This window comes from Stenotrophomonas sp. PvP093, from assembly GCF_017876915.1.
GTDB lineage: Bacteria > Pseudomonadota > Gammaproteobacteria > Xanthomonadales > Xanthomonadaceae > Stenotrophomonas > Stenotrophomonas muris.
In genome coordinates, this window is the sequence record NZ_JAGIOX010000004.1 from 2,919,608 (window position 1) to 2,942,193 (window position 22,586).

Here is a 22,586-nt window from a genome sequence, read left to right on the forward strand (position 1 = left end):
ATGACCGCCAAACGACCCACACCGACCATCGGCTGTGACATGGCAACGGGCCCTGACCTCACCTCCGTCGCGGAGATCGTGGACGGCAAGGTCATTAACGTCCGCCATCTGCCTCGCCAAGACCCGCTCACAAAAAAGTCGGAGGTGCTCCAGGTGCTGCAGGCCGGCGGCCGCATCGCCGCGGGCCACCGGCCCGGCCTGTTGCAGCTGCTTGGCGCCGACGACAGCCCAATACCCGCGTGGCAAACCGCCCTGAAGGCCGCCCAGGCCTCGACCGCACAGTCCGGAGATCACCATGAACCGCAGTGACGTCCTCCCCCGCTTCCTCGCCGATACGGCCAGCCACGAGCTCCGGATCGTGGTCAACGATGGCGTGCACCGGCACCTGCAGTTCCGTCGCCCGGGAACCTATTGCTACGGCTTCGACATCGTCACCTGGCCCGGGCACCTGGCGATCTCCGGCGACATGGGCACGGCCGTCTTCAGCCGCCTGCACGACATGTTCGAGTTCTTCCGCGCCAAGCCGGCGGAGCACGAAAAGGCCGGCGGCCTGTTCGTGAACGATGGCTACTGGGCCGAGAAGTGCGTGGCCAACGACGGCGCGAAGCAGGAATTCAGCGCGCGCCTCTTCCGTGACCTGGTGACGCGACTGTTCAAGGAACACGTCGAGGAACGCGTGGACCCAGACGACCTGGCGGATCCGGACACGTCGGCGCCGGAATGGGTGGCCCGGCTGTGGCAGGAGCTCGAGCTCGAGGTGCTGAGTGAGTCGGAAGACCACGATGCCCTGAGCAACGCTATCAGCTCGATGTCGGACTTCAAGCCGAGCGACCCCGACTACAGCGACTTTCAGATCACCGACGCCTGGGAGTACGCATCGTCCCTGCAGCAGTACACGTTCCACTTCGTATGGCGCCTGTACGCGATCGCTCGAGCGGTCCGCGCCTACGACGATGCTGCCGGCGCTGCCGAGCCAACCGGCCTGCCCAGCGACATTGCCGCGCCGGCACCGCTCGCGGAGGCCGCACATGCGTGAGCGTCCCATCCATTTCACCGACCCCATGGTGCGCGCGCTCGTGGCCGGCACGAAGACGCAGGCGCGACGGGTCTGCAGACACCAGCCTCATGTGACGGTCACTGATACCTACGGCGTCGCATGGCCAGACGGCAACGGCACCGATACGATCACCGCGGGAGGCGCTCCGGGCTGCTACCTCGATCGATCGCCCTATCGGGTAGGCGACCGCCTATGGGTTCGCGAGGCGTTCTACCCAGTCCACTCGACCACAGATGGGCGAATCATCGAGGTGGACTATCGCGCGGACTACAGCCGCGGATCCCGTATGGGCGATTACCTCGGCCTCGAAAGGAAGTGGCAGCCCGGCGTCCGCATGCCTCGTGAGGCTTGCCGCCTCACGTTGGAGATAGCCGCAGTCCGCGTGGAGCGGCTGCAGGAAATCAGCTACCAGGACGCCTACGCCGAAGGTATGCGACGCCCGCCCGGACTGCGCGAATGGAGCGCGGGCGATGGAAGCGGCTTGCACGCCACACCACAACTGGCCTTCGCCCACCTGCGGAACACGGCCTGCGGCGACTGGAACAGCAACCCCTGGGTCTGGGCCATCACCTTCAAGAGGATCGAAGCATGAACGACGTCAACAAGGCCTGCTCCTGCCCGAGCGGTGACGGCTCCCTGCGTCACCCGTGTCCGGTCCATCCGCCCCTGGCGGATGTGCAGCCCGGTGGGAGGGTGAGGCTGGGGGATCAGGCCGAGCGGGCGCCGTGGCGCTCGATGGACACGTGCCCGCGCGACGGAACCGTGGTTCGTCTGCGGTGGGGTGAAGACCATGTATCGCCAGGCTGGTGGTCTGCGCCGGTGGCGCCGGTGCAGAACGACGATGGAACCTGGCCGACCGATACGGGTGGATTCCCCTGGGCATTCATTGATTTCAACAACGGATCCGCGTTCATCAACCATGCCGTAGACACTCAGTGTGGGCCGACGCATTGGGCTCCCTATGTCGCCCTATCCGCCCAGCCCTCCCAGGGTGGTCAGGGGGATGCGCTTTTGGAATCGCTGGTCGCCCGCTGGCGCAGGGACGCCGACGAGATTGGAATCAGCGACAACACGCTCTGCCAGAAGATCGCGAACTGCACCATGCGACACGCGGCCGAACTGCAGGCCGCCCTCGGCGCCCGCCAGCCGGTGGCTGGACTCTCATGGGCTGACTACTGGTTGGAGCGCGGACAACCCGACGTGGCCCACGACTTCGACGCGTTTTCTCGCGCTGAGGCTTGGGCGCTCCAGCGCTTCCCAAGCGCCGGCCAACCGGTGGGGCAGCTCTCCGATGCCGAGATCGACGCGCGCCTCAACACCCTGTACCGCGACTTGGTAGCCAGCGGCCAGCACAACGGCGGCATGTCGGGCGTTGCGTGGGACCGGTCCGTCTATCGCATGGCATCGAGCCAGCCCGCGCCGGCAGTGGACCTCGGGGAGTTCCTCCCAGCCGTGCGCATGCTGGTAGTGAGCGCCCGCACCTCGGGTGGCACCGCTGGGCGTGACGCTCACCTGTGTGAAGCGCTCGACCGCGTAGAGGCGCTGTTGCCGAACGTCGACAGCCAGGCGGTGGGCAAATGAGCCTCCCCTACGAGAACGCAACCAGCGGCAACAACGCGATCAATGACATCCAGAAGATGCTGCGGTCCTTCGGGTGCCAGCGCTTCGCCACCGGTGAGGACTACGAGACCGGCGAACTGTTCATCCAGTTCGAGCACCGCGGGCGACAGGTGCAGCTCAAGGCCAGCGCGCGGGGCTACGCAGCCGCCTGGTTGCGCGAGCACCCTTACGGCCCCCGGATCCGGGCCACTCGAGCCGAACACGAAGCCAAGGCGCTCAAGATCGGCGGCGTGGCCGTCTACTCGATCCTGCGCGACTGGGTGAAGGGCCAGGTCACGGCAATCGAGATCGGCATGCTGACGTTCGAGGCCGCATTCCTGTCGCACATCCTGCTGTCAAGCGGCCAGACGGTGATCGAGCACGTGCAGCAGCAGAAACTCCTGCCCCAAGAGGCCGATCATGGCTGACCCCATCAAGGTAACTGTCACCGACCCCACTACGGGCGAAGTCCTGCAGGAGCGGATCCTCGTGAACGACTATGCGGTGATCTGCGCCGGCGACCGGTACGTCAAGAGCGTTCAGATCATGGGTTCCACGCACATGATCGCCGTCGCGAAGGAGAAGCCCAATGGCTGACCCAGCAGCGCGCGCCAACGCCACCGACCACAACATCCACCCAGATCTGGCCATGGAATTACGCGCGATCGCGGCGGTACCCATGGATCTCCGCCGGCCGGCGCTGCGGCGCCTGGCCGCGCGGATCGGCACCCGCGCTATGGCCGACCTGTTCGGCGAGTTCATTGGCCTGGCCAACCAGGTCGCTCGCAACGCCCGCGAGCAGGCCGAGGACCTGCTGGTGCTGCAGGGCCACGTGTGGCCGCACGAGGCCGAGCGCGTCAACATGCCCTGCATCCTGGGCGCGCTCAACGGCATTGTGCTGGCCGCCGGCATCGACCCTGGCCCGCTCTGCGGGGGCTGTGCGTTCCGTGCCGGCACCGTGGCCAACCAGTGCCTCCCGACCACGGAGGACGCCGACTACTGCTCCACCCCGGGCGAGCGCCCCTTCCTCTGCCACGAAGCCGTCGACGAGCACGGCAACGCCATCAGCGCCTGCCGCGGCTTCGCCCAGCGGCGTGCCGCCTTGAATGCTGCCGAGCGCAGCACCGAACACCAGGAGCCCGACGCATGAATACCTTTGACCGCGTTCCCGTGCACTACCACGTGCACCTGGACGTCGCCGGCGCACTGATCAACATGACCGACCGGGATCTGGACGGACTTTTCCAGCGCAATCCGTCTGGGGAGCCACTGACTGCCGCTGAAGCTCGTCGGGTGCTGACCGACCACCTGGCCAACGGCCGCCACGTCATCCCCCTCGCTCCCTGTGAGGGTTTCGACTACAGCGGTACCGGCTGCCCGGGCCACCTGGCAGAAGCTGAGGCAGACCATGGCTGATACAGGCACTGCCGACGGCACTGCCACCCGGATCCTGCAGCTGCTGCAGGAGGGGCCGGGCCTGGCCGGCGAGCTGGCCGCCGAACTGCAGCTGCCTTCGAACCGGGTCAGCAGCTACCTGCACCAACTGGCCAAGACCGGCCGCGTGCGACGCGCGCCCTTCCACGGCCCTGACGAACGCCCGTCAGTCCTCTGGAGCCTGCAGGCGGTGTCCCATGAGTAGCCACGCCCCCTCAGCGCGAGGATTGTCGAGGGGCGCATCCCCCGCGAATCTGCGCCCGGTCCGATTCGTCACGCTCAAGCAGTTCGAGACGCTGACCGGCTACACGGTCGACGCGGTCAACTCGAAGATCAAGCGTGGTGACTGGCTGGAGGGCGCCGTGTTCCACAAGGCGCCAGATGGAAGAAACCTGATCGATTTGGAGGGGTACGAAACGTGGGTAATGCACGGCAAGGCGGGGTGAGGCCAATCACCAAGGTCAGCATCGAGATTGACTTCCGGTACCGCGGCAAGCGCTGCCGGGAGCGCATCAAGCTGGCTCCCACACCGCGGAACCTGCGGTACTGCGAAAACCTGCTTGGCCAGATCAAGATCGAGATCGAGAAAGGCACCTTTGACTACGCCGCACACTTCCCCGACAGCAAGCGGGCGGTGCAGGTGGTGGCCAAGCCGGCCGCCCTGGACACACTGGAGCAGGTGCTGAAACGTTGGCTGGCGCTGAAGGAGCCGGAGCTCGAGCACAGCAGCATGATCGGGTACCGCCGGATCGTGAACAACATTCTGGTGCCGCGCTGCGGCGCGATCGCCTTGCGCGACTTCGACCGCCTGGCGGTAAAAGACCTGGTGGCTACCTTCGACGAGTCGACCTCGGCCAAGCGCATCAACAACGTGCTGGGCCCCCTGCGCGGCGCCCTGGACGAGGCGGTGGCCGACGACCTGATCGCTACCAACCCGCTCGACGGGTTCAAGGTGAAGCGCCGTGCAAAGGCAAACGCCCGGGAAGAGGTGGATCCGTTCACCCCGCTCGAGGTGCAGGCGATCCTGGCCGCGTGCCGCGAAGACCAGGTGCGCAACTACTGCCAGTTCAACTTCGCCACGGGCCTGCGCACTTCGGAAATGATCGGTCTCTGCTGGTCGGACATCGACTTCCGCAGCGGCAAGGTGAAGATCCGTCGGGCCTGGGTGATGGGGCAGATGAAGGCCCCCAAGACCGAGTCCGGCGTGCGCGAGGTGCAGCTGCTGCAGCCGGCGATTGATGCCCTGAAAGCCCAGCGTGCCCATACCGCCACTGCCGGCGAGTTCGTCTTCCACGATCCCAGGACGAACGCACGGTGGGGGTCGGATCAGAGCATCCGCGCCGGTGAATGGCAGCGCGCGCTGCGCAAGGCCGGGGTCCGGTACCGGTACCCGTATCAGATGCGCCACACCTTCGCCTCCCAGGCGCTCAGCGCCGGCGAGAACGTCATGTGGGTGGCGAGGCAGATGGGCCACCGCGACTGGACGATCACCGCCAAGAAATACGGCCGGTGGATCCCATCGATGGTCCCCGATGCCGGCGCCAAGGCCGCCGCGGTCTGGAGCCCGCTCACGGCCCCCCTGCCCCGCAGCCTGCTGCTGGATGGCAGCGGCGACTGAACCGATTCGCTGGCAACCCTGGCCACGCGTGACTGTTCAGGAAGATTGCCGTAACATTCGCGTCGTTGGGCAGGGTCCTTTGCCAGCTTTTGGTCAGCTTTGGACCCCAAAGCCTTGCAGCACTTGAAGAAACCGGGGGTGCATTGGTTTCGACGGGGGTTGTGAAGTCGCCTGGCGCATGCCGAGGGGGTAGCTTTCCTCGTAAATCCAGCTGCAAAACTCTAGTTGCCAACGACGACAACTACGCTCTGGCCGCTTAAGGCCTAAGCCTCGAAACCGCTTGTGTCCATGCTCGCGGTGTAGAGTCACTATCATGGAATCGCGCTGGATGGCTGCCTGTCAGTCCGGCACTAGAACACAACAGGCTGGTTCCCGGATGCGCTTTGCGCACCGTGCTGTTCGGGGACGAGATCCAACGGTGAGCTAAGCATGTAGTGCTGGGGATGGAGTGCCTTCGGACGGCGGTTCAATTCCGCCCACCTCCACCATTTGCCGGTCCAGTCGGGACCAAAACGAAGCCGGAACCCGAGGAAATCAAGGGTCTCCGGCTTTTTTTTGTCCAATGTTGCCCAGGTTCCCATTGCAGGCCGTACGACCTCGGGGCACATCCAGCGCCTGGAATGCGTCGCTTAGAAGTACTGCAAATCTTAGAGGAGAGGCAGCCTATTGCCGCTCCATCGTTGGCCGTCCACCGGCAGGCCAGGCGATGCGATAGGCCAAGACATCGCCAGCAGCGACCGTCAAGTTCTGGAACGTTGAGACGTTCTGGCAAAGACCGCCACCGGCTTCAAGCTTCAGGAAGTAAGTTCCAGGCACCACGTGCATGCTGACCGATTCGCCTGGCTTCAACGCAACGACCTTCTGGTTGTCTATCAGGATGTCGAACGAGCAGCCACCGCCCGCAAATCCTTTATCACGAGTCACGTTGATTGTGGCAGAGCGATCGGGACTGCTTTCAAGGTAACTGGCGTCGTACAACCGACCGGCTGACACAGCCTTCGCTGTCCCCGGGGCTACTGCCGTTGAGGAACATCCGGTGGCGAGTAGGACCAAGAACCCCAGAGCCGAAACCTTCTTCATGCGTCCTCCCTGTAGGCCTGCGAGTCTACCCGGCCGACAAGTTCAAGGAAAATCTGCCCGTCCGAGGCAAGAAGCCGGATCCCGTTACGACCGGGGTTCCGGCCATCTTCGTCCCTGCACGCCTGGAAGGCTGTAACTCCAGGCCCTTTTCATTGCATCATTCCGGCCATCGAGACCCCGATCTCCGCCAAGGAAGAACTGTGATGAAGAAGCTGCTCGTCCCTGCCCTGCTGATTGCCGCATTGTCCGGCTGCATGCCGACCAAGCAGGCGTCGCCCGAGCAGATCAAGGACGCTCCGGCCGCGCGCATTTTCCCGATCGATGCCCAGGGTGAACCCACGGGCACCATCACGGTCACCCGCGATGTCGGATTCGTAGGCAGCGGCTGCTACATGGGCGTCATGGTCGACGGCAAGATGGCCGCACATCTCGACCCCGCCGAGCGCCTGTCCCTTGTCCTGGCCGAGGGGCGCCACGTACTGACCGCCACGCCTGTCCAGGGGCGGGGCCTGTGCGGCGTGCTGCAATCGGAGAAGACCAACAACTCCCGTCGGCGCTCGACCGAAATCAACGTCCGTGCCGGTGCCACGCAGGCGTATCGCCTCTACTCCTCCGCTGAAGAGTTCCCGGTAATCGAACCGGCGTTCTGATTCCTGCTCCCATCAGAAGGATCTGCCATGAAAGCTGCCCTAACGGTTTCCCTGCTCCTCACTGCCCTCGCCGCAGTTCCAGTCGCGCACGCTGCGGCGCCGGCCATCGCGCCCCCCGGCACCGCCACGCTGGAAGCGCTGCTGGCCTGCAAGGCCGGCTCGAACTTCAGTGCGGCCGACGCCATCGATGCGCTGCAGGCCGCCGGCCTGGCCAAGAAACCGGGCGGCACCTTCGAGCCGGAGGACAAGCCGGTCGCGCTGTTTGGCGGCACGGTCACCAGTGCCGATGTAAACGTGGCCGAAGGCGAGAAGAGCCTCTTCGTGTACTTGAACGGCGTCGATTCCAAGCGCCTGGCCAAGGCCTGGTCGGTGACCGAGGTCAACGAGCATGCCAACACCGAAGAGCCGTCGTACGTGAAGCGCATCGACAAGCGCCACACCCTGCACGTGATCGCGGGCGACGACTACGAGGGCTATTCGGCTGCGGTGAAGTGCCAGATCAGCCGCTGATGGCGTAGCCGACGCTACAGCCAGCGCGGCACGCGATGACGGTATTGCGCGTACGCCTCGGGAAAGCGGGCCATCAGTGCCCGCTCCTCCGGCAGGATCTGCAGCCGGGTGATGTACACCAGGAACAGCGGCACCACCAGCAGCGCGATCAGGTTCTGCAGGTACACCATGGCGCCAAGCAGGACCAACGCCTGGCCCAGATACATCGGATTGCGCGTGCGGCGGTAGATTCCGCTGGTAACCAGCGCGCTCGACGCCGAAGGTCGCAGAGGATTGACGGTGGTACCGGCGCGCTGGAAAGACAGCTTGGGCAGCAGATTGAGCACGACACCCAGCGTCACCGTCACGCCTGCGAGCAGAACCGGCACCGGCACCCGAAGGTGGAAACCGGGCCACAGCCAGCGTGCTGCAAAGCCCGCAGCGGCGCACAGCAGCATCACCACGGGCGGGGGAATGCGGGTTTCCAGCCAGGCCATCGCGATCACCGTGTCCCTTCCATTCGCCGCAGTGTCACACGGGAATGGCTGAATCGCCCACGGCGGCCAGGCCCAAACCGACCGTTCGGTCTATTCCGCTTTGACAGGCCGGCCGCTAGAGTGACGCCACCGCGCAGGAGCATCGTATGGCTACCACGGGCATGGGCTTCATCGGCCGCACGACCCTCATCATCACCGTGCTGCTCACCCTGGGGGGCTGCGCGACGCTGCGCCAGTTCGGACCGTCGGTGCAGGTCGCCTCGGTCACGCCCGGCCAGTACATCGCGCTCAAGCGCGGTGACATCCTCACCTCCGGCAAGCTCAGCGCGGCGACCACCGAGACCCTGCGCGTGGCCGGGCTCGATGAGGGCGTCTGTGCCAAGCCCGGCCTGCCCTGCATCGAGGCCATGGAAAGCAGCATCGTGGTGCGCGAGGAAGACAAGCGCTCCAGCCTGGCCGAGTTGTGGCTGCAGCATGCGATGACCCTGCCGGCACCGAAGCGCGAGTACTCGGCATCCGGCCGCGCCAAGACCGCGATCACCGAACTGGATGCCGACTTCCAGCCGCGCCTCGATGCGTGGATGCAGGTCGCGCGCCAGGCCTATGCCTATCTGTTCTTCACCGAGCGCACCGCCAATCAGCGTGGTTTCGAGGACCGCCAGACCCAGGTGCGCGACTACTACAACCTGGCTGTGCAGGAAGCCTCGGTGCAGCTGTACAACGCGTACGCCACCGGGCGCGTGCACAGCCAGGCCAGCCATTTCCAGCTGGGCCGCTGGACCTTCGTGCTGGCCCCTTCAGGCGAAGCATCGCCGCTGGACACGCGCACCCCCACCGAGCTGGTACCGGCGGCCTCGCTGTCGTTCACCGGTACGCTGCGTAGCGTGCATCGCCGCGATGGCTTCGGTGCCGAGCTGGTGGCGGTGATGGACGATCCGGCTGGCAGCACGGCCACCCCGCCTTCGGCAGCGACGCCCGCCGCGCAGGCAAGCACCCCGGCCGCGCAGAGCTGGAGCGAGATGCCCTCGCCTTCGATGACGGTGCTGCTGCGCTTCTCGGGAAAGAACCTGTGGGAAGTGCTGCACGACGACGAGCCGGAACTGGAGATCCACGATCCCTACCAGGTCTCGGAAGTAACCCTGCACGGCCAGCAGGTGCCGTTGGCGGCCAACTTCACTGCGGGCTACGCACTGTGGCTGGCACGCTCCAACTTCAGCCACCAGTCGCTGCGCTCGCTGTTTGGTGGCAAGGGCGGCATCGACGCGCCGCATCTGTACATGATGCAGCCCTACGACCCGAACCGCCGCGTGCTGTTGATGATCCATGGCCTGGCCAGCAGTCCCGAGGCCTGGGTGAACGTGGCCAACGAACTGATGCGCGACGACGAGATCCGCCAGGACTTCCAGGTCTGGCAGTTCTACTACCCGACCAACATGCCCATCGCGATGAGCCACGATGCGATGCGCCACACGCTGGCCGAAGTGCTCAAGCACTTCGACCCCAGCGGCAAGGCGCAGGCCTCGCATGACATGGTGCTGGTCGGGCACAGCATGGGCGGGGTGATCGCGCGGTTGATGGTCTCTTCCTCCGGCGACCACCTGGTCGACACCCTGCTGGCCACCGCGCAGATGACGCCCGCCCAGCGCGAGCTGCTGCGCACCAAGGGCGCGCCAGTACTGACCTTCCTGCCGGAACCGGAAGTATCGCGGGTGGTTTTCATCGCCACACCGCATCGCGGCACCGACGTGGCCGGTACCCGCCTCGGCCGCTGGATCGGCCGCCTGGTACGGCTGCCGCTGACCGTGCTGGAGGACGTGGCGACGCTGGCCAACGACGGCCAGATCGATCGCAACGATGGCAAGCACGGCTACCAGATGAACAGCATCCAGAACCTGGACAAGGACGACCCGTTCGTCCGCGCCGTGGCCGACCTGCCGATGTCACCGAAGGTGCACTACCACTCGATCATCGCCCGCGCCAAGGCCGATGGCCCACTGGAAAAAACCGATGACGGGCTGGTGCCCTACTGGAGCTCGCACCTGCCACACGCCGTTTCGGAGAAGGTGATCGTGTCCGGTCACAGCGTGCAGGAAGCCACGCCGGCCATCGTCGAGCTGCGGCGGATCCTGCATGAGGACATGCAGGAACATGGGCGTACGGCAAAGTAAGCCGCCCGCCCCTGCAGATCAGGCACCGGCCGTATGGCGCGAGAACGTGCCGTGCAGCGCCGCAGGAATCGCGAAGCCTTCCATGCGCACCTCGGGCCGGTAGTCGGCGCTGGGGGTGAAACGGAATTCGCGCGCCAGCAGCGCGCACAGCAATACCAGCTGTGCATTGCCGACCGCCGATCCCACGCAGGAACGCGTGGGGAAGCCGTAAGGCACATAGATGCCGGCGGTGCGCTTGCGCCTTTCGGGCAGCCAGCGATCGGGATCGAACAGCAGCGGGTCATCCCAGTATTTCGCCGAGCGATGCTGGATGAACGAGCTCAGCTCGAACACCGTGCCCTCGGCGATGGCCTGCCCTTCCACCTGCAGATCGCAGGCGGCCACCCGACGGTTGTTGAAGGGCGTGGAATACAGTCGCATCACTTCCTTCAGGAAGCGCATCGTGCAGGGAATCCTGGCCATCGGCAGCGCATGGATCTCCGCATCCGAGAGCGGCGCGAATTCCTCCTCGATGCGCTGGCGCCAGCGCGGATGCATCTGCATCGCCAGCAGCAGGCAGGCGGCCATCATGCCAGGCACGCCGGAAATGGCGATCAGCTGCACGGTGACCAGGTAGGTGACCTTGTCCAGGCCGATGCGCTCGCGCAGGCTCAGCAATGACTGCGCGTAGTCCAGCGCCGAACGTCCGCTGCGGACCCGGCGCTTGAGTTCGGCGGCGATCGCCCGCGATTCGCCGCGACCGATGAGGAAGTTGCGCAGCAGATGACGCCGATGGATGACCTGCTCGACCTGGGTGGTATAGCGCAGATGCAGGGCGCGTTCGATGGCCGCGGTGCCGCGCGCGTCGAGCCCATCGATCACCAGTGGCACCAGCGGATGCGCCATCACCTTCCACACGGCTGGCGTGGCATCCAGCTCGCGCCCGCACAGTGCGTCCAATGCCTGCCGCATGCGCGACTGCAACGCCTCCAGAGTCTGTGCACTGGTGAGCTCAGCACTGCGCGTGGCAATCAGGCTGCGCACTTCGGTCCAGCGCACGCGTTCGTGCCGGCGGAACAGGTCGGCCAGCGACTCGACCACGAACAGGTGCTCGGAATTCTCCTTGTCGACCTTGCCGGCCAGCTCTGGGCAGAACACCCCGATACCGCCGGTTTCCAGTTTCAGCACCGGTCCTTCGCGCTCCACCCGCGCAGCCAAGCGCTCGGCAGCAATGGCACTGCCTTCATTCGACATCCCTTGCATGCAGTGCGTCTCCGGCAGGAAGGGACTCGAAAGACGAGTCCCTTCGTCTTGCTACCGCTCAATGGCGGGGTTGCCCCGCGGGATCAGAACTCGACCCAGAGCGGCCAGGTATTCCACACACTGCTCTTCTCGTTCGGATGGATATTCAGAGTGACGCGCAATGCTCGGGCGAATCTTTTCATTTTCATTCCTTTGCTTGCTGTGTGGTTATGCCGGGATTATCCCGGCACCGGCTAGATAACACGACATAATCCCGCTGTCCAACCGGGCCGGTGGCGCGATGCAGCATCCGGGTGGTGGTCCATTGAGGGGAATCCCTCATCGCGCCTGCGCACGCGGCCTCCTATGCTGGGCTCACTTTCCCCCAACGGAGGTCCGCATGAACACGCAAGAGCCCAGCCGCCAGCCCAGCCCCGATCCGGCCGAGCGCGATGCCTTCTTCCCGTCGCCGTACTCGCTGTCGCAGTTCACCTCGCCCCAGAGCGACCTGTCCGGGGCCGACTATCCGGATGCACGCCGCGACGGCCGCTGGAAGGTGCTGATGATCGCCGCCGACGAGCGTTATCTGCCGACCGCCAATGGCCATCTGTTCTCCACCGGCAACCACCCGGTGGAAACCCTGCTGCCGATGTACCACCTGGACAAGGCCGGCTTCGACATCGACGTGGCGACGCTGTCCGGCAACGCCGTCAAGTTCGAATGGTGGGCCTTCCCGCGCGAGGACCGCGAGATCGGCGCCCTGTACGAACGCTATGAGGCGCGCTTCCGCCAGCCGTTGCAGCTGGATGAGGTGGTGGCCGGCCTGGGAGCCGATTCGGACTATGCCGCCATCTTCATTCCAGGTGGCCACGGCGCACTGATCGGCCTGCCGGAGAGCGCGGCGGTGAAGGCCACGCTGCAGTGGGCCATGGCCGGGCAGCGCCACATCATCACGCTCTGCCATGGCCCGGCGGCGCTGCTGGCGGCGGGCGTCGACGAAGCCGACGGTGGCTCGCTGTTCCGTGGTTACCGCATCTGCGCCTTCCCCGACGCAATGGACCGGCAGACACCGGAGATCGGCTACATGCCGGGGCAGCTGCGTTGGTTCTTCGGTGAACGACTGGCCCAGCAGGGCGTGCAGATCGTCAATGAGGGCATCGATGGCAGCGTGCTGCAGGATCGCCTGCTGCTGACCGGCGACAGTCCGCTGGCCGGCAACGCGTTGGGCAAGCTGGCCGCGCGTACGCTGCTCGATGCACTGGCGGGGCGCTGAGCACATGCCTGCGCTGGTGCCCGCGCTGCTGGAACTGGAACAGGCGCGGTCACTGCCCGCGGTGGGCGGCGTGCTGCGCGCCGCCGCCTCACCCCTGGGCTACGATCGACTGCTGGTGTTTGCCACCGGGACCGGGCTGGAACGCGACGCGCAGCGCGTGTACTGGATCGAGGGTGACTGGTTCGGCGACGGCAGCGATACCGGACTTGCCCGCTACCTGCATGCCTGCCCGGTCAACCGCCATGTACTGGACGGCAATGCACCGTTCTTCTGGAGCAAGCGCCAGGGCGTGCGCGGCGAACGCTATCAGGTGGTGAAGCAGCCGCGCGGCGATGGCCTGCATGGGTTGCAGGTGCCGGTGTTCGGCCCGACCGGCCTGGAGGGTGCGGTCAGTTTCGCCGGCACCTCGATTGATGCATCCGCCAGCGCGCGCCTGCTGCTGGAAATGGTCGGAACGTCAGCCTTCCGTGCGGCGCGCCAGTTCGCCGAGGCGCCTGCGGATATCCCCGCAGGCGCGTTGAGCGCACGCGAACGCGAGGTGCTGCGCTGGGTCGCCGCTGGACGGCGCCAGGCGGAGATCGCGGCCACGCTGGGGCTGTCTGCACGCACGGTGGAGAACCACCTGCGGCGAGCGCGACAACGGCTCCGCGTGGCCACCACCGCGCAGGCGGTGCGCGCGGCAGGCCGCCGTGGCGAGATTGAAGACTGAGCCAGGCAGTACAGATGCTGTCAGGCGCGCCGCGGCGTCAGCGTACCGATGAAATCGACCGGAATGGCAAAGCCTTCCAGCTGCATCCACGGCGTGGGCTCATCCTGTACCGTCAACTCGAAATCGCGGGTCACCAATGCGCAGAACAGCAGCAGCTGCGCGTGGCCGACCGCACTGCCGATGCAGGCCCGCGAGGAAAATCCGAAGGGCACGTAGGCGCCCTTGTTGGCCTGGCGTCGCTCCGGCAGCCAGCGATCAGGATCGAAGCTGTCCGGGTTCTGCCAGTACTCCGGCGAATGATGCTGGAAGTAGGACGACAACTCGTATGCCCCGCCCTTGCGGATGCACACGCCCTCGATATCGATATCATGCGAGGCCGGACGATGCAGGGCGAACAGTCCCGGCCACAGCCGCAGGGTTTCCTTGACGAAACGCGACGTGCACGGCAGCGACTTGATCGGCAGCGCATACAACTGCTCCAGGCTCAGCGCCGAGGTTTCCTCGCGGATGCGCGCCTGCCAGTGCGGAAATCGATGCATCGCGTACAGCAGGCTGGCCGCCGTGATGCCCGGCAGGCCCGACATGCCGGCCAGCACCATCGACACCAGATAGGCCACGCGGTCCACCCCGACCCGCTGCACCAGCGGCAGCAGGGATTGCAGGAAGTCCTCGCGTGGCACGGTCTGGCGCGCACGACGCCGGATGTGCCGCGACACCGTGCGCGCCGCGCGGCGGGAAAGATGGAAGTCGATGATCCGCCGCCAGAACGAGAAGTTCTGCAGCACGATGGCGTTGTATCGGGTCTTCTGCTCACCGATGAGCGCATCGACGTCGGATCGACTGAGGCCGTCGATCAGCATCGGCAACAGCGACTGCGAGATCGTCCACCAGCTCAGTTCGCTGAGGTCATGCGGCCTGTCCGCGCGCTGGGCAAGGAAGCCATGCATGCGCGTGTAGAGGTCGCGCATGTGGCCGGGACTGGCCAGCCGCCCGGCCTGCTCGCTCAGCAACGCCCGCACCTCGCGCCACGCAACGGGGTCCCTGCCACTGCGCAGCCCAAGAAAATCAATCAGTGAATCCGGTACGGTGTGCTGGTCGGTGTTGGCCTTGTCGATCCTGACCGCCAAGGCCGGATCAAAGATGCCGACAACATCATTGTTGAAGCGCAGTACCGGCCCTTCGCGACGCACGCGTTCGAGCAGGTCGTCGATGGAAACCACTTCCGCATCCGCTGCACGCTCATCCATGCCCTGCCTCCAATGCCAGGGAAGATCATCGACCTTCCCTGGCGATGTCATCGAATACGTGGAGTCCTTCCGGTCAGAAGATATTCCAGTAGCGATACTTGGAACGGATGCACTGCGTGGAATTGTCCGAACGCAGGTTCAGCGACACCTGCAGGGCGCGAATCAATCGTGTCATGGCACAGCTCCTTGTGGTTCCGTTGATGGTTGCTGCGGTGCCGGGTTCAGTGGCCGGCAGCGCCGTTCTAGCACGCAGGCCCGCGCGGGCGGGTCAATGCGCTGTCAAAGGCCCTGCTGAATACGCCGCGGCGACCGGCGGATACCGCCAGCGCGCGCACAGCCATGAACAGGCAATCCGTGCGATGCTCCATGAAACCGTTTTCATGGAATGGAGGGATTCCACGATGTTGTCGCGTTTCCGTCGCCCTGTACTGTCTGCGCTGCTGGCGCTTGCCCTGCCTGCGACCAGCGCCTGGGCCGCAGCCCCCGCGCCGTTGAAGGTGATGTCGTTCAATGTGCGCACCCCGGCCGATACCGAGCCGGGCAAGCGCTGGCCCGACCGTCGCGACGCGATGGTGAAGGTCATCCTCGATGCGCACCCGGCGGTGATCGGCACCCAGGAACTGGTGCAGGAGCAGGCCGAGTACCTGGCAGGACACCTCCCCGGCTACCGTTGGTTCGGCGAGGGCCGCCGCGGCGGCAGCGGCGACGAGCACATGGGCGTGTTCTACGACAGCAAGGTGCTGGCGATCGAGGAATCAGGCAACTTCTGGTTGTCCGATACGCCCGATGTGCCCGGCAGCATCACCTGGGGCAACCTGTATCCACGCATGGTCACCTGGGCGCTGTTCCGCCGCATCGACGACGGCCGCCGCTTCTACTTCATGAACACCCACCTGCCCTACCGCGACGAAGACGAGCCGCGGCGGGTCAAGGGTGCCGAACTGATCGGCAAGCGCGTGGCCAACCTGCCGGCCGATCTGCCCGTCGTGCTGACCGGCGACTTCAACAGCGAACCCGGCGGCGACACCTACAAGGCATTCACCCGCGTGCTGCAGGACACCCGTACCCAGGTGAAGGCTCCGCAGGGCCCGCGGCTGACCTTCCACGATTTCACCGGCAAGGCCACCGTGCAGCTGGACTGGGTCCTGGTGCGCGGCTTCCATGCGCGCAGCTTCCTGACCGATGACCGCCGCATCAGTGGCGTGCTGCCATCGGATCATTTCCCGCTGGTGGTCGAACTGGACTGGCCCAGGCACTGAGCAGCCACGGCAGCCGCCGCTACGGCGGTGGCTGCCGCGACAGCAGGCGATACAGCGCCTGATGCTGGTCGCGCGCCTGGCAGATGCGGGCCCCGATCGCCAGGAACACGGCCACGCCAATCAGGCCCAGCCCCAACATCGAATCCTGCAGGCGCAGGAAACCGACCGCCGCCGCCATCGTCGCCAGCACCAGCAGCACCACGACCGCCACTGACAGACCCGCACCGGGTGGACCCGGATCGCCGAACAACATCCGTTGGGTATCCCGCCTTCCATCCGCCATCGCCTGTCCTCCCGAGTGCCTGACCCACTTGTTACACGTCGGGCCGGCATTCCGGCAGAGTCAGAAACGTCACGAAGGTGAAGATGTACGCGGAACGCATCGCGTTACCCTGCCTCCTCCCCCCAACTGCGGAGCAGGACATGGCCCACCAGAGCCGGCTGGCTGGATTCATCATCGACTGCCAGGACCTTCCCGCCGACGCAGGTGCCGGCTTCTGGGCCGCCGCGCTCGGCCTGCAGGCACAGGCGGCGCGTGTCGAAGGGGGCGCCGAGTATGCCGACCTGCTGGGTGCACCGGCGGGCTTGAACGTGGAAGTCCAGCGGGTCGATCACCCGTCACGGGTGCACCTGGACATCGAGAGCGACGACATCGATGCCGAGGCCGACCGCCTGGAGAAGCTCGGCGCGCGCCGGATAGGCTTCGTCAAACGCTGGTGGGTGATGGAAGCACCGACCGGCCATCGCTTCTGCATCGTGCGCATGCGCGAGCGCGAGGTGCCGGCCAATCAGTGGCCCTGAAAGCAGGAGGGGACGGAAGCACTGCCTCCGTCCCCTGCGGTTACTGCACCTGCGCCACGCTCGGTTGCTGCGGTGATTGCCCCCAGCCGCCCAGCGCCTTGTACACGCCCACCACGCTGACATTGACTTCGGACTCGGCCGCCGCCAGGGCGTCATCGGCCGCCAGCTGCGTGCGCTGCGCATCCAGCAGGGTCAGGAAGTCTTCCGAGCCTTCGCGATAGCGGATCTGTGCCAGTGATTCGGCACGCCGTGCGGCCTGTGCCTGCTCGACCACGATCGCCAGCCGTGCCTGCTGCTTGGAATAGCGGGTCAGCGCGTTCTCGGTATCTTCCAGCGCCAGCAGCACGGCCTGCTCGTACTGCGCGGCCACGCCTTCGGCTTCAGCCTTGCTGGCACGCAGGCGTGCACGCACGGTACCGAAGTCGAATGCCGCCCAGCTCAGCGACGGGGTCAGCGACCAGGCCTTGTTGTTGCCATTGACCAGGCCACTGGCATCGCCGCCGAGGAACCCGACGAAGCCGGACAGCGACAACCGCGGGAACAGGTCCGCGGTGGCCACGCCCACGCGTGCGGTCGCAGCGGCCAGGCGACGCTCGGCCACGCGCACGTCGGCGCGCTGGCGCAGCAGTTCGCGGGTATCGCCCAGCGGCAGCGCCTTGGCGAAGGCCGGCACGTCGTGCGGCGCGAGCATGTCGGTCAGCACTTCCGGGCGCTGGCCGAGCAGCACGGCCAGCCGGTTGCGCGACTGCGCCTCGGCCACTTCCAGCAACGGGATGTCGGCCTCGATCGCCTTCAGGCGGGCGCGGCTGCTCTGCACATCCAGCTCGCTTCCCGCGCCCAGTTCCCAGCGCGCCTCGGTCAGCTTCTGCGTATCGCGCAGGTTTTCCAGCGTGTGCTGGGCCACCGCGATGCGCTTCTGCGTTCCGCGCAGCTCGAAGTAATTGCGTGCCACTTCGGCGGCGACCAGTACCTGCGCATCGGCCAGGTTGGCCTGCTCGGCACCGAGGTCGGCGCGTGCGGCCTCAGCGGCACGGCGCTTGCGGCCGAACAGATCCAGCTCCCAGCCGGCGTCGAAGCCGAGCTGGTAGCTTTCACTGAACACCCGCTGCCCACCCAGCTGCGGATCGGGTTGCTTGCGGCGGTCGTAGCTGCCGCCAGCGGTGATGTGCGGCGCCTGGTCGAAACGGCTTTCGACGAACACCGCGCGGGCCTGGCTGACGCGGGCCACGGCCACGCGCAGGTCCAGGTTGTCCGACAGGGCGCCATGCACCAGCTGTTCCAGCACCGGATCATCGAACTGCGCCCACCAGCTGGCCACCGGCGAAACGGTGCTGAAGACCGGCTGCTGTGCGCTCTGCAGGACCACCGGTTCCTGCACCGGGGCCTTGTAGTTCGGGCCGACGCTGACACAGCCTGCCAGCACCAGGCTGGAGACGGCCATCGCCAACGTGCGGATCACCATGGCAGCACCTCGCCCAGGTAGGTGAAGCTGCCGCTGGCACCGGATTCGCCGATCAGCGCCATCTGCACGCTGGAGCGCGCGCCTTCGGCGATTTCGATTTCGCCGTTGCCGCCGTTCATGTCGGTCTTCACGTAACCCGGATGCACGGTATTGACCTTGATCGGGGTGTTGCGCAGCTCGTAGGCCAGGCTCAGGGTCCAACTGTTCACCGCGGCCTTGGACGCGTTGTAGGCGGGAATCTTGAAGTCGTAGATGCCCGATGAGGGATCCGCGTGCAGGGTCTGCGAGCCGAGCATGCTCGACACGTTGACGATGCGCCCGGACTTGGCCTGCTTGACAAGCGGCAGGAATGCCTGGGTTACTGCGACCAGCGCATACACGTTGGTGTCGAAGGTACGCTTCCAGGTGTCGAGCGACTGCTCCGACGGCGCCTGCGCCGGGTTCTCGATCATGATGCCGGCATTGTTGACCAGGATGTCGAGGCGGCCGTGACGCTGGCGCACCTGCTCGACCGCTTCGGCGATGCTGGCCGCGTCGGTCACGTCCAGTTGCAGGGCTTCGACCGGCAGGCCTTCAGCCTGCAGCTTCAGTGCCAGCTCCACCGCCGTATCGCGCTTGCGACCGGCCAGCAGCGTATGCACACCTGCCTGGGCCAGCTGGCGCACGGTTTCCAGGCCGATGCCACGGGTGGCGCCGGTGACCAGCGCGATCTTGTTCTGATGGGTATTCATGGATGCATGCCTTGTGAGGGGAAAGCCGCCGCCGGCCAGTGACCGGCGGCGACGGGGTTCCATGTCAGTGGTGGATGGTCGGCTCGCCGTGCTGCACCAGCTGGCCACCGCCGTTGCGGGTGACGAACTTGCGCAGGGCCACGTAGAACACCGGGGTGAGGAACAGGCCGAACAGGGTCACGCCCAGCATGCCGGCGAACACGGTGATACCGGTCACCGAGCGCACCTCGGCACCCGCGCCGTGCGACAGCACCAGCGGCACGGTACCGGCGATGAAGGCGATGGAGGTCATCACGATCGGGCGCAGACGCAGGCGGCAGGCTTCCAGCGCGGCTTCAACGATGCCCTTGCCGCCCATCTCCAGCTCTCTGGCGAATTCGACGATCAGGATCGCGTTCTTGCACGCCAGGCCCATCAGCACCACCAGGCCGACCTGCACGAACACGTTGTTGTCGCCACCGGTCAGCCACACGCCGAACAGCGCGGACAGCAGGGTCATCGGCACGATCAGGATCACCGCCAGCGGCAGCGACCAGCTCTCGTACAGCGCGGCCAGCACCAGGAAGGCCAGCATGATCGCCACCGGGAACACGATGAAGGCCGCCTTGCCCTGGGTCGCCTGCTGGTAGCTCAGGTCGGTCCATTCGGTGGTCATGCCCACCGGCAGCACCTTGCCGGCGATCTCGGTCAGCTTGTTCATCGCCTCGGCCGAGGACAGCAGGCGCGGGTCGGCCTCACCGGCCAGGTCTGCTGCCGGATAGCCATTGAAGCGCAGCACCGGGTCCGGGCCGAAGGTCTGCTTGATGGTGACCATCGAACCGATCGGCACCATCTCGCCGCGGTCGTTGCGGGTACGCAGCTTGCCGATGTCCTCGACCGTCTCGCGGAACGGACCGTCGGCCTGGGCGATCACCTGCCAGGTACGGCCGAACTGGTTGAAGTCGTTGACGTAGGCCGAACCGAGGTAGGTCTGCAGGGTGTCGAACAGCTCGGTGAGCTGCACGCCCTGCGCCTTGGCCTTGACGCGGTCCACTTCGGCATCCAGCTGCGGCACGTTGGCCTGGTAGCTGCTGATCGGGAAGGCCATGCCCGGCGTCTGCGCAACGGTGCCCTGCATTGCCTGCACCGCGTTCTGCAGCGCGCCGTAACCCAGGTTGCCACGGTCCTCGATGAACATCTGGTAGCCGTTGCCGTTGCCCAGGCCGAGGATCGGCGGCGGCATCATCGCGAACGCGAAGCCTTCCTGCAGGCCGGCGATCTTCTGGTTGATCTCGGCATTGATCTGTGCGGCGGTGCGGCCATGGCGCTCGGCGAACGGCTTGAGCGGGATGAACGCCACACCGGTGTTCGGCGTGTTGGTGAACTGCAGCGCGTTCAGACCCGGGAACGAGATGGTGTGGGCCACGCCATCGGTTTCCTGGGCGATCTTGGCGACCTTGCGCAGCATTTCATCGGTGCGCGCGATCGACGAACCTTCCGGCAGCTTTACACCGGCGATCAGGTACAGCTTGTCCTGGGTCGGGATGAAGCCCGGCGGCACCAGCTTGAAGATCACGCCGGTACCGACCAGCAGGATCGCGTAGACCACGAACACCGCGCCACGACGGCCGAGGATGCGGGCCACGCCACGCTCGTACTTCTCCGAGCTGGACTTGAAGAAGCGGTTGAACGGACGGAACACCCAGCCGAACAGGCGGTCGATCAGGCGGCTCGGCGCATCCTTCGGAGCACCATGGGCTTTCAGCAGACGCGCGGCCAGGGCCGGCGACAGGGTCAGCGAGTTGATCGCCGAGATCACCGTGGAGATGGCGATGGTGACTGCGAACTGCTTGTAGAACTGGCCGGTGACGCCGGACAGGAAGGCCATCGGCACAAACACGGCACACAGCACCAGCGCGATCGCCACGATCGGGCCGGACACTTCACGCATGGCCTGGTGGGCCGCAGCGGTGGGTGACAGGCCTTCCTCGATGTTGCGCTCGACGTTCTCCACCACCACGATCGCGTCGTCGACCACGATGCCGATCGCCAGCACCAGGCCGAACAGGCTCAGCGTGTTGATCGAGAAGCCCAGCAGGTACAGCGCGGCGAAGGTACCCACCACCGACACCGGCACCGCGATCAACGGGATGATCGAGGCACGCCAGGTCTGCAGGAACAGGATCACCACCAGCACCACCAGGGCGATGGCTTCCAGCAGCGTGGAGACCACGGCCTTGATCGAGTCGCGCACGAAGATGGTGGTGTCATACACCGCTTCGTACTTCACGTCGGCCGGCATGGTCTTCTGCATCTCGTCCATCGTCGAGATGACCTGGTCACGAATCTCCAGCGCATTCGCACCGGGCGACTGGAAGATACCGATACCGACCGCGTTCTTGCCATCCAGCTGCGAGCGCAGGGTGTAGTCACCGGCACCCAGTTCAAGGCGGGCCACGTCGGCCAGGCGCACGATCTCGCCATCGGTGCCGCTCTTGAGCACGATATCGCCGAATTCCTTTTCGGTCTTCAGGCGGCCCTGGGCGTTGATCAGGGTCAGGAACTGGCTGTTCGGCAACGGTTCGGCACCGAGCTGGCCGGCCGACACCTGCACGTTCTGCTCGCGCATGGCACGCACCACATCGCTGGCGGTCAGGCCGCGCGAAGCCACCTTGTCCGGATCCAGCCAGGCACGCATGGCGTAGTCGCCGCCGCCGAAGATCTGCGCGTCACCCACGCCCGGAATACGCGCCAGCGCATCCTTGACGTGCAGGCGGGCGTAGTTGCGCAGGTACAGGGTGTCGTACTTGCCTTGCGGCGAGGTCAGGTGCACCACCATCAGGAAGGTTGGCGACTGCTTCTGCGTAGTCACGCCCTGCCGGCGCACGTCCTCGGGCAGGCGCGCCTGCGCCTGCGCCACGCGGTTCTGCACCTTCACCGCCGCCGCGTCCGGATCGGTACCGGGGCGGAAGGTGACGGTCATCTGCAGCACGCCGTCCGAGCCGGCAACCGACTTCAGGTACATCATGCCTTCGACGCCGTTGATCGCTTCTTCAAGCGGCGTGGCGACGGTCTCGGCAATGACCTTGGGGTTGGCGCCCGGATACACCGTGCGCACGACCACCGACGGCGGCACCACTTCGGGGTACTCGCTGATCGGCAGGATTGGAATCGTGATCAGGCCTGCGGCGAAGATCACGATCGACAGCACCGCCGCGAAGATCGGCCTGTCGATGAAGAAACGGGAAAAGTCCATGGAGGAATTCCTGGGAAAGGCGTCCGGCGGGCAACAGCCACCCTGCCCCTCGCCGG

The 22,586-nt window shown here is 65.9% G+C and carries 26 protein-coding genes and 1 other RNA gene; 19 read left to right on the plus strand and 8 right to left on the minus strand.

Annotation, left to right across the window (positions count from 1 at the left end; genetic code table 11):
• The 12 genes from J3A72_RS16050 (at position 1) to ssrA (ending at position 6,196) form a co-directional block, all read left to right on the plus strand.
• Positions 1–309, plus strand: a complete 309-nt coding sequence (locus J3A72_RS16050) for a hypothetical protein (RefSeq protein ID WP_088475884.1) — start codon at positions 1–3, stop codon at positions 307–309.
• Complete coding sequence (locus J3A72_RS16055; protein WP_088475885.1) at positions 296–1,036, plus strand: hypothetical protein; 741 nt, start codon at positions 296–298, stop codon at positions 1,034–1,036. The genes J3A72_RS16050 and J3A72_RS16055 overlap by 14 nt, the downstream gene beginning before the upstream one ends.
• A complete protein-coding gene (locus J3A72_RS16060; RefSeq protein ID WP_088475886.1) occupies positions 1,029–1,649 on the plus strand; it encodes a hypothetical protein in 621 nt (206 codons plus the stop codon). The genes J3A72_RS16055 and J3A72_RS16060 overlap by 8 nt, the downstream gene beginning before the upstream one ends.
• A complete protein-coding gene (locus tag J3A72_RS16065) occupies positions 1,646–2,638 on the plus strand; it encodes a hypothetical protein (RefSeq protein ID WP_088475887.1) in 993 nt (330 codons plus the stop codon). The genes J3A72_RS16060 and J3A72_RS16065 overlap by 4 nt, the downstream gene beginning before the upstream one ends.
• Positions 2,635–3,084: a hypothetical protein gene (locus J3A72_RS16070; RefSeq protein WP_088475888.1), complete on the plus strand. Its 450-nt coding sequence runs from the start codon at positions 2,635–2,637 to the stop codon at positions 3,082–3,084. The genes J3A72_RS16065 and J3A72_RS16070 overlap by 4 nt, the downstream gene beginning before the upstream one ends.
• Positions 3,077–3,253, plus strand: coding sequence for a hypothetical protein (locus J3A72_RS16075; RefSeq protein ID WP_176422002.1), 177 nt, complete (start codon positions 3,077–3,079; stop codon positions 3,251–3,253). The genes J3A72_RS16070 and J3A72_RS16075 overlap by 8 nt, the downstream gene beginning before the upstream one ends.
• Positions 3,246–3,806, plus strand: coding sequence for a hypothetical protein (locus J3A72_RS16080; protein WP_088475889.1), 561 nt, complete (start codon positions 3,246–3,248; stop codon positions 3,804–3,806). Before J3A72_RS16075 ends, J3A72_RS16080 begins: the two co-directional genes overlap by 8 nt.
• On the plus strand, positions 3,803–4,072 hold the full coding sequence (locus J3A72_RS16085) for a hypothetical protein (RefSeq protein WP_088475890.1): 270 nt from the start codon (positions 3,803–3,805) through the stop codon (positions 4,070–4,072). Before J3A72_RS16080 ends, J3A72_RS16085 begins: the two co-directional genes overlap by 4 nt.
• Positions 4,065–4,295 carry a winged helix-turn-helix domain-containing protein gene (locus J3A72_RS16090; protein WP_088475891.1) on the plus strand — a complete coding sequence of 77 codons (231 nt, stop codon included), beginning with the start codon at positions 4,065–4,067 and terminating at the stop codon, positions 4,293–4,295. The genes J3A72_RS16085 and J3A72_RS16090 overlap by 8 nt, the downstream gene beginning before the upstream one ends.
• Positions 4,288–4,536 (plus strand): excisionase, encoded by a 249-nt coding sequence (locus J3A72_RS16095; protein ID WP_088475892.1) that lies wholly within the window; start codon positions 4,288–4,290, stop codon positions 4,534–4,536. Before J3A72_RS16090 ends, J3A72_RS16095 begins: the two co-directional genes overlap by 8 nt.
• Positions 4,533–5,708, plus strand: coding sequence for a site-specific integrase (locus J3A72_RS16100; protein WP_254918038.1), 1,176 nt, complete (start codon positions 4,533–4,535; stop codon positions 5,706–5,708). Before J3A72_RS16095 ends, J3A72_RS16100 begins: the two co-directional genes overlap by 4 nt.
• A 134-nt stretch (positions 5,709–5,842) precedes the next feature.
• Positions 5,843–6,196, plus strand: a transfer-messenger RNA (tmRNA) gene (ssrA, locus tag J3A72_RS16105).
• A gap of 175 nt (positions 6,197–6,371) precedes the next feature.
• Here the strand turns inward: ssrA and J3A72_RS16110 are convergent.
• The gene (locus J3A72_RS16110; protein ID WP_075076050.1) at positions 6,372–6,788 is read right to left on the minus strand and encodes a hypothetical protein; all 417 of its coding nucleotides are present in this window, start codon (positions 6,786–6,788) and stop codon (positions 6,372–6,374) included.
• Between the two features lie 203 nt (positions 6,789–6,991).
• On the opposite strand from J3A72_RS16110, the gene J3A72_RS16115 reads away from it, so the two are divergent.
• Positions 6,992–7,438 (plus strand): lipoprotein, encoded by a 447-nt coding sequence (locus tag J3A72_RS16115; RefSeq protein WP_075076051.1) that lies wholly within the window; start codon positions 6,992–6,994, stop codon positions 7,436–7,438.
• Between the two features lie 27 nt (positions 7,439–7,465).
• A complete protein-coding gene (locus tag J3A72_RS16120; RefSeq protein WP_075076052.1) occupies positions 7,466–7,948 on the plus strand; it encodes a hypothetical protein in 483 nt (160 codons plus the stop codon).
• Between the two features lie 14 nt (positions 7,949–7,962).
• Here the strand turns inward: J3A72_RS16120 and J3A72_RS16125 are convergent, their stop codons facing one another.
• Positions 7,963–8,424, minus strand: a complete 462-nt coding sequence (locus tag J3A72_RS16125; RefSeq protein WP_049420521.1) for an isoprenylcysteine carboxylmethyltransferase family protein — start codon at positions 8,422–8,424, stop codon at positions 7,963–7,965.
• Positions 8,425–8,570: 146 nt separating this feature from the next.
• On the opposite strand from J3A72_RS16125, the gene J3A72_RS16130 reads away from it, so the two are divergent.
• Complete coding sequence (locus tag J3A72_RS16130) at positions 8,571–10,592, plus strand: alpha/beta fold hydrolase (protein ID WP_049439207.1); 2,022 nt, start codon at positions 8,571–8,573, stop codon at positions 10,590–10,592.
• An 18-nt stretch (positions 10,593–10,610) separates the two neighbouring features.
• On the opposite strand, the gene J3A72_RS16135 is transcribed toward J3A72_RS16130, so the two are convergent.
• On the minus strand, positions 10,611–11,834 hold the full coding sequence (locus J3A72_RS16135) for a cytochrome P450 (RefSeq protein WP_075076053.1): 1,224 nt from the start codon (positions 11,832–11,834) through the stop codon (positions 10,611–10,613).
• A gap of 379 nt (positions 11,835–12,213) precedes the next feature.
• Here J3A72_RS16135 and hchA point away from each other — a divergent pair, with 379 nt between their 5' ends.
• Positions 12,214–13,086, plus strand: a complete 873-nt coding sequence (hchA, locus tag J3A72_RS16140) for a glyoxalase III HchA (RefSeq protein ID WP_049404683.1) — start codon at positions 12,214–12,216, stop codon at positions 13,084–13,086.
• 4 nt (positions 13,087–13,090) lie between these two features.
• The gene (locus tag J3A72_RS16145) at positions 13,091–13,795 is read left to right on the plus strand and encodes a PA1136 family autoinducer-binding transcriptional regulator (RefSeq protein WP_075076054.1); all 705 of its coding nucleotides are present in this window, start codon (positions 13,091–13,093) and stop codon (positions 13,793–13,795) included.
• A gap of 20 nt (positions 13,796–13,815) precedes the next feature.
• On the opposite strand, the gene J3A72_RS16150 is transcribed toward J3A72_RS16145, so the two are convergent.
• Complete coding sequence (locus tag J3A72_RS16150) at positions 13,816–15,042, minus strand: cytochrome P450 (RefSeq protein WP_075076055.1); 1,227 nt, start codon at positions 15,040–15,042, stop codon at positions 13,816–13,818.
• 401 nt (positions 15,043–15,443) lie between these two features.
• On the opposite strand from J3A72_RS16150, the gene J3A72_RS16155 reads away from it, so the two are divergent.
• On the plus strand, positions 15,444–16,301 hold the full coding sequence (locus J3A72_RS16155) for an endonuclease/exonuclease/phosphatase family protein (protein ID WP_075076056.1): 858 nt from the start codon (positions 15,444–15,446) through the stop codon (positions 16,299–16,301).
• 19 nt (positions 16,302–16,320) lie between these two features.
• Here J3A72_RS16155 and J3A72_RS16160 read toward each other — a convergent pair whose 3' ends face one another.
• Positions 16,321–16,584: a hypothetical protein gene (locus J3A72_RS16160; RefSeq protein WP_032959134.1), complete on the minus strand. Its 264-nt coding sequence runs from the start codon at positions 16,582–16,584 to the stop codon at positions 16,321–16,323.
• A gap of 140 nt (positions 16,585–16,724) precedes the next feature.
• On the opposite strand from J3A72_RS16160, the gene J3A72_RS16165 reads away from it, so the two are divergent.
• Positions 16,725–17,102 (plus strand): VOC family protein, encoded by a 378-nt coding sequence (locus J3A72_RS16165; RefSeq protein ID WP_014646791.1) that lies wholly within the window; start codon positions 16,725–16,727, stop codon positions 17,100–17,102.
• 40 nt (positions 17,103–17,142) lie between these two features.
• Here J3A72_RS16165 and J3A72_RS16170 read toward each other — a convergent pair whose 3' ends face one another.
• From J3A72_RS16170 to J3A72_RS16180, 3 genes are all read right to left on the minus strand, one after another.
• Positions 17,143–18,564, minus strand: a complete 1,422-nt coding sequence (locus tag J3A72_RS16170) for an efflux transporter outer membrane subunit (RefSeq protein WP_014646790.1) — start codon at positions 18,562–18,564, stop codon at positions 17,143–17,145.
• Entirely contained in the window at positions 18,558–19,295 is a 738-nt protein-coding gene (locus J3A72_RS16175; protein WP_014646789.1) for an SDR family oxidoreductase, read from the minus strand. Before J3A72_RS16175 ends, J3A72_RS16170 begins: the two co-directional genes overlap by 7 nt.
• Before the next feature lie 64 nt (positions 19,296–19,359).
• Complete coding sequence (locus J3A72_RS16180) at positions 19,360–22,530, minus strand: multidrug efflux RND transporter permease subunit (RefSeq protein WP_053495139.1); 3,171 nt, start codon at positions 22,528–22,530, stop codon at positions 19,360–19,362.
• Positions 22,531–22,586 lie beyond the last annotated feature (56 nt).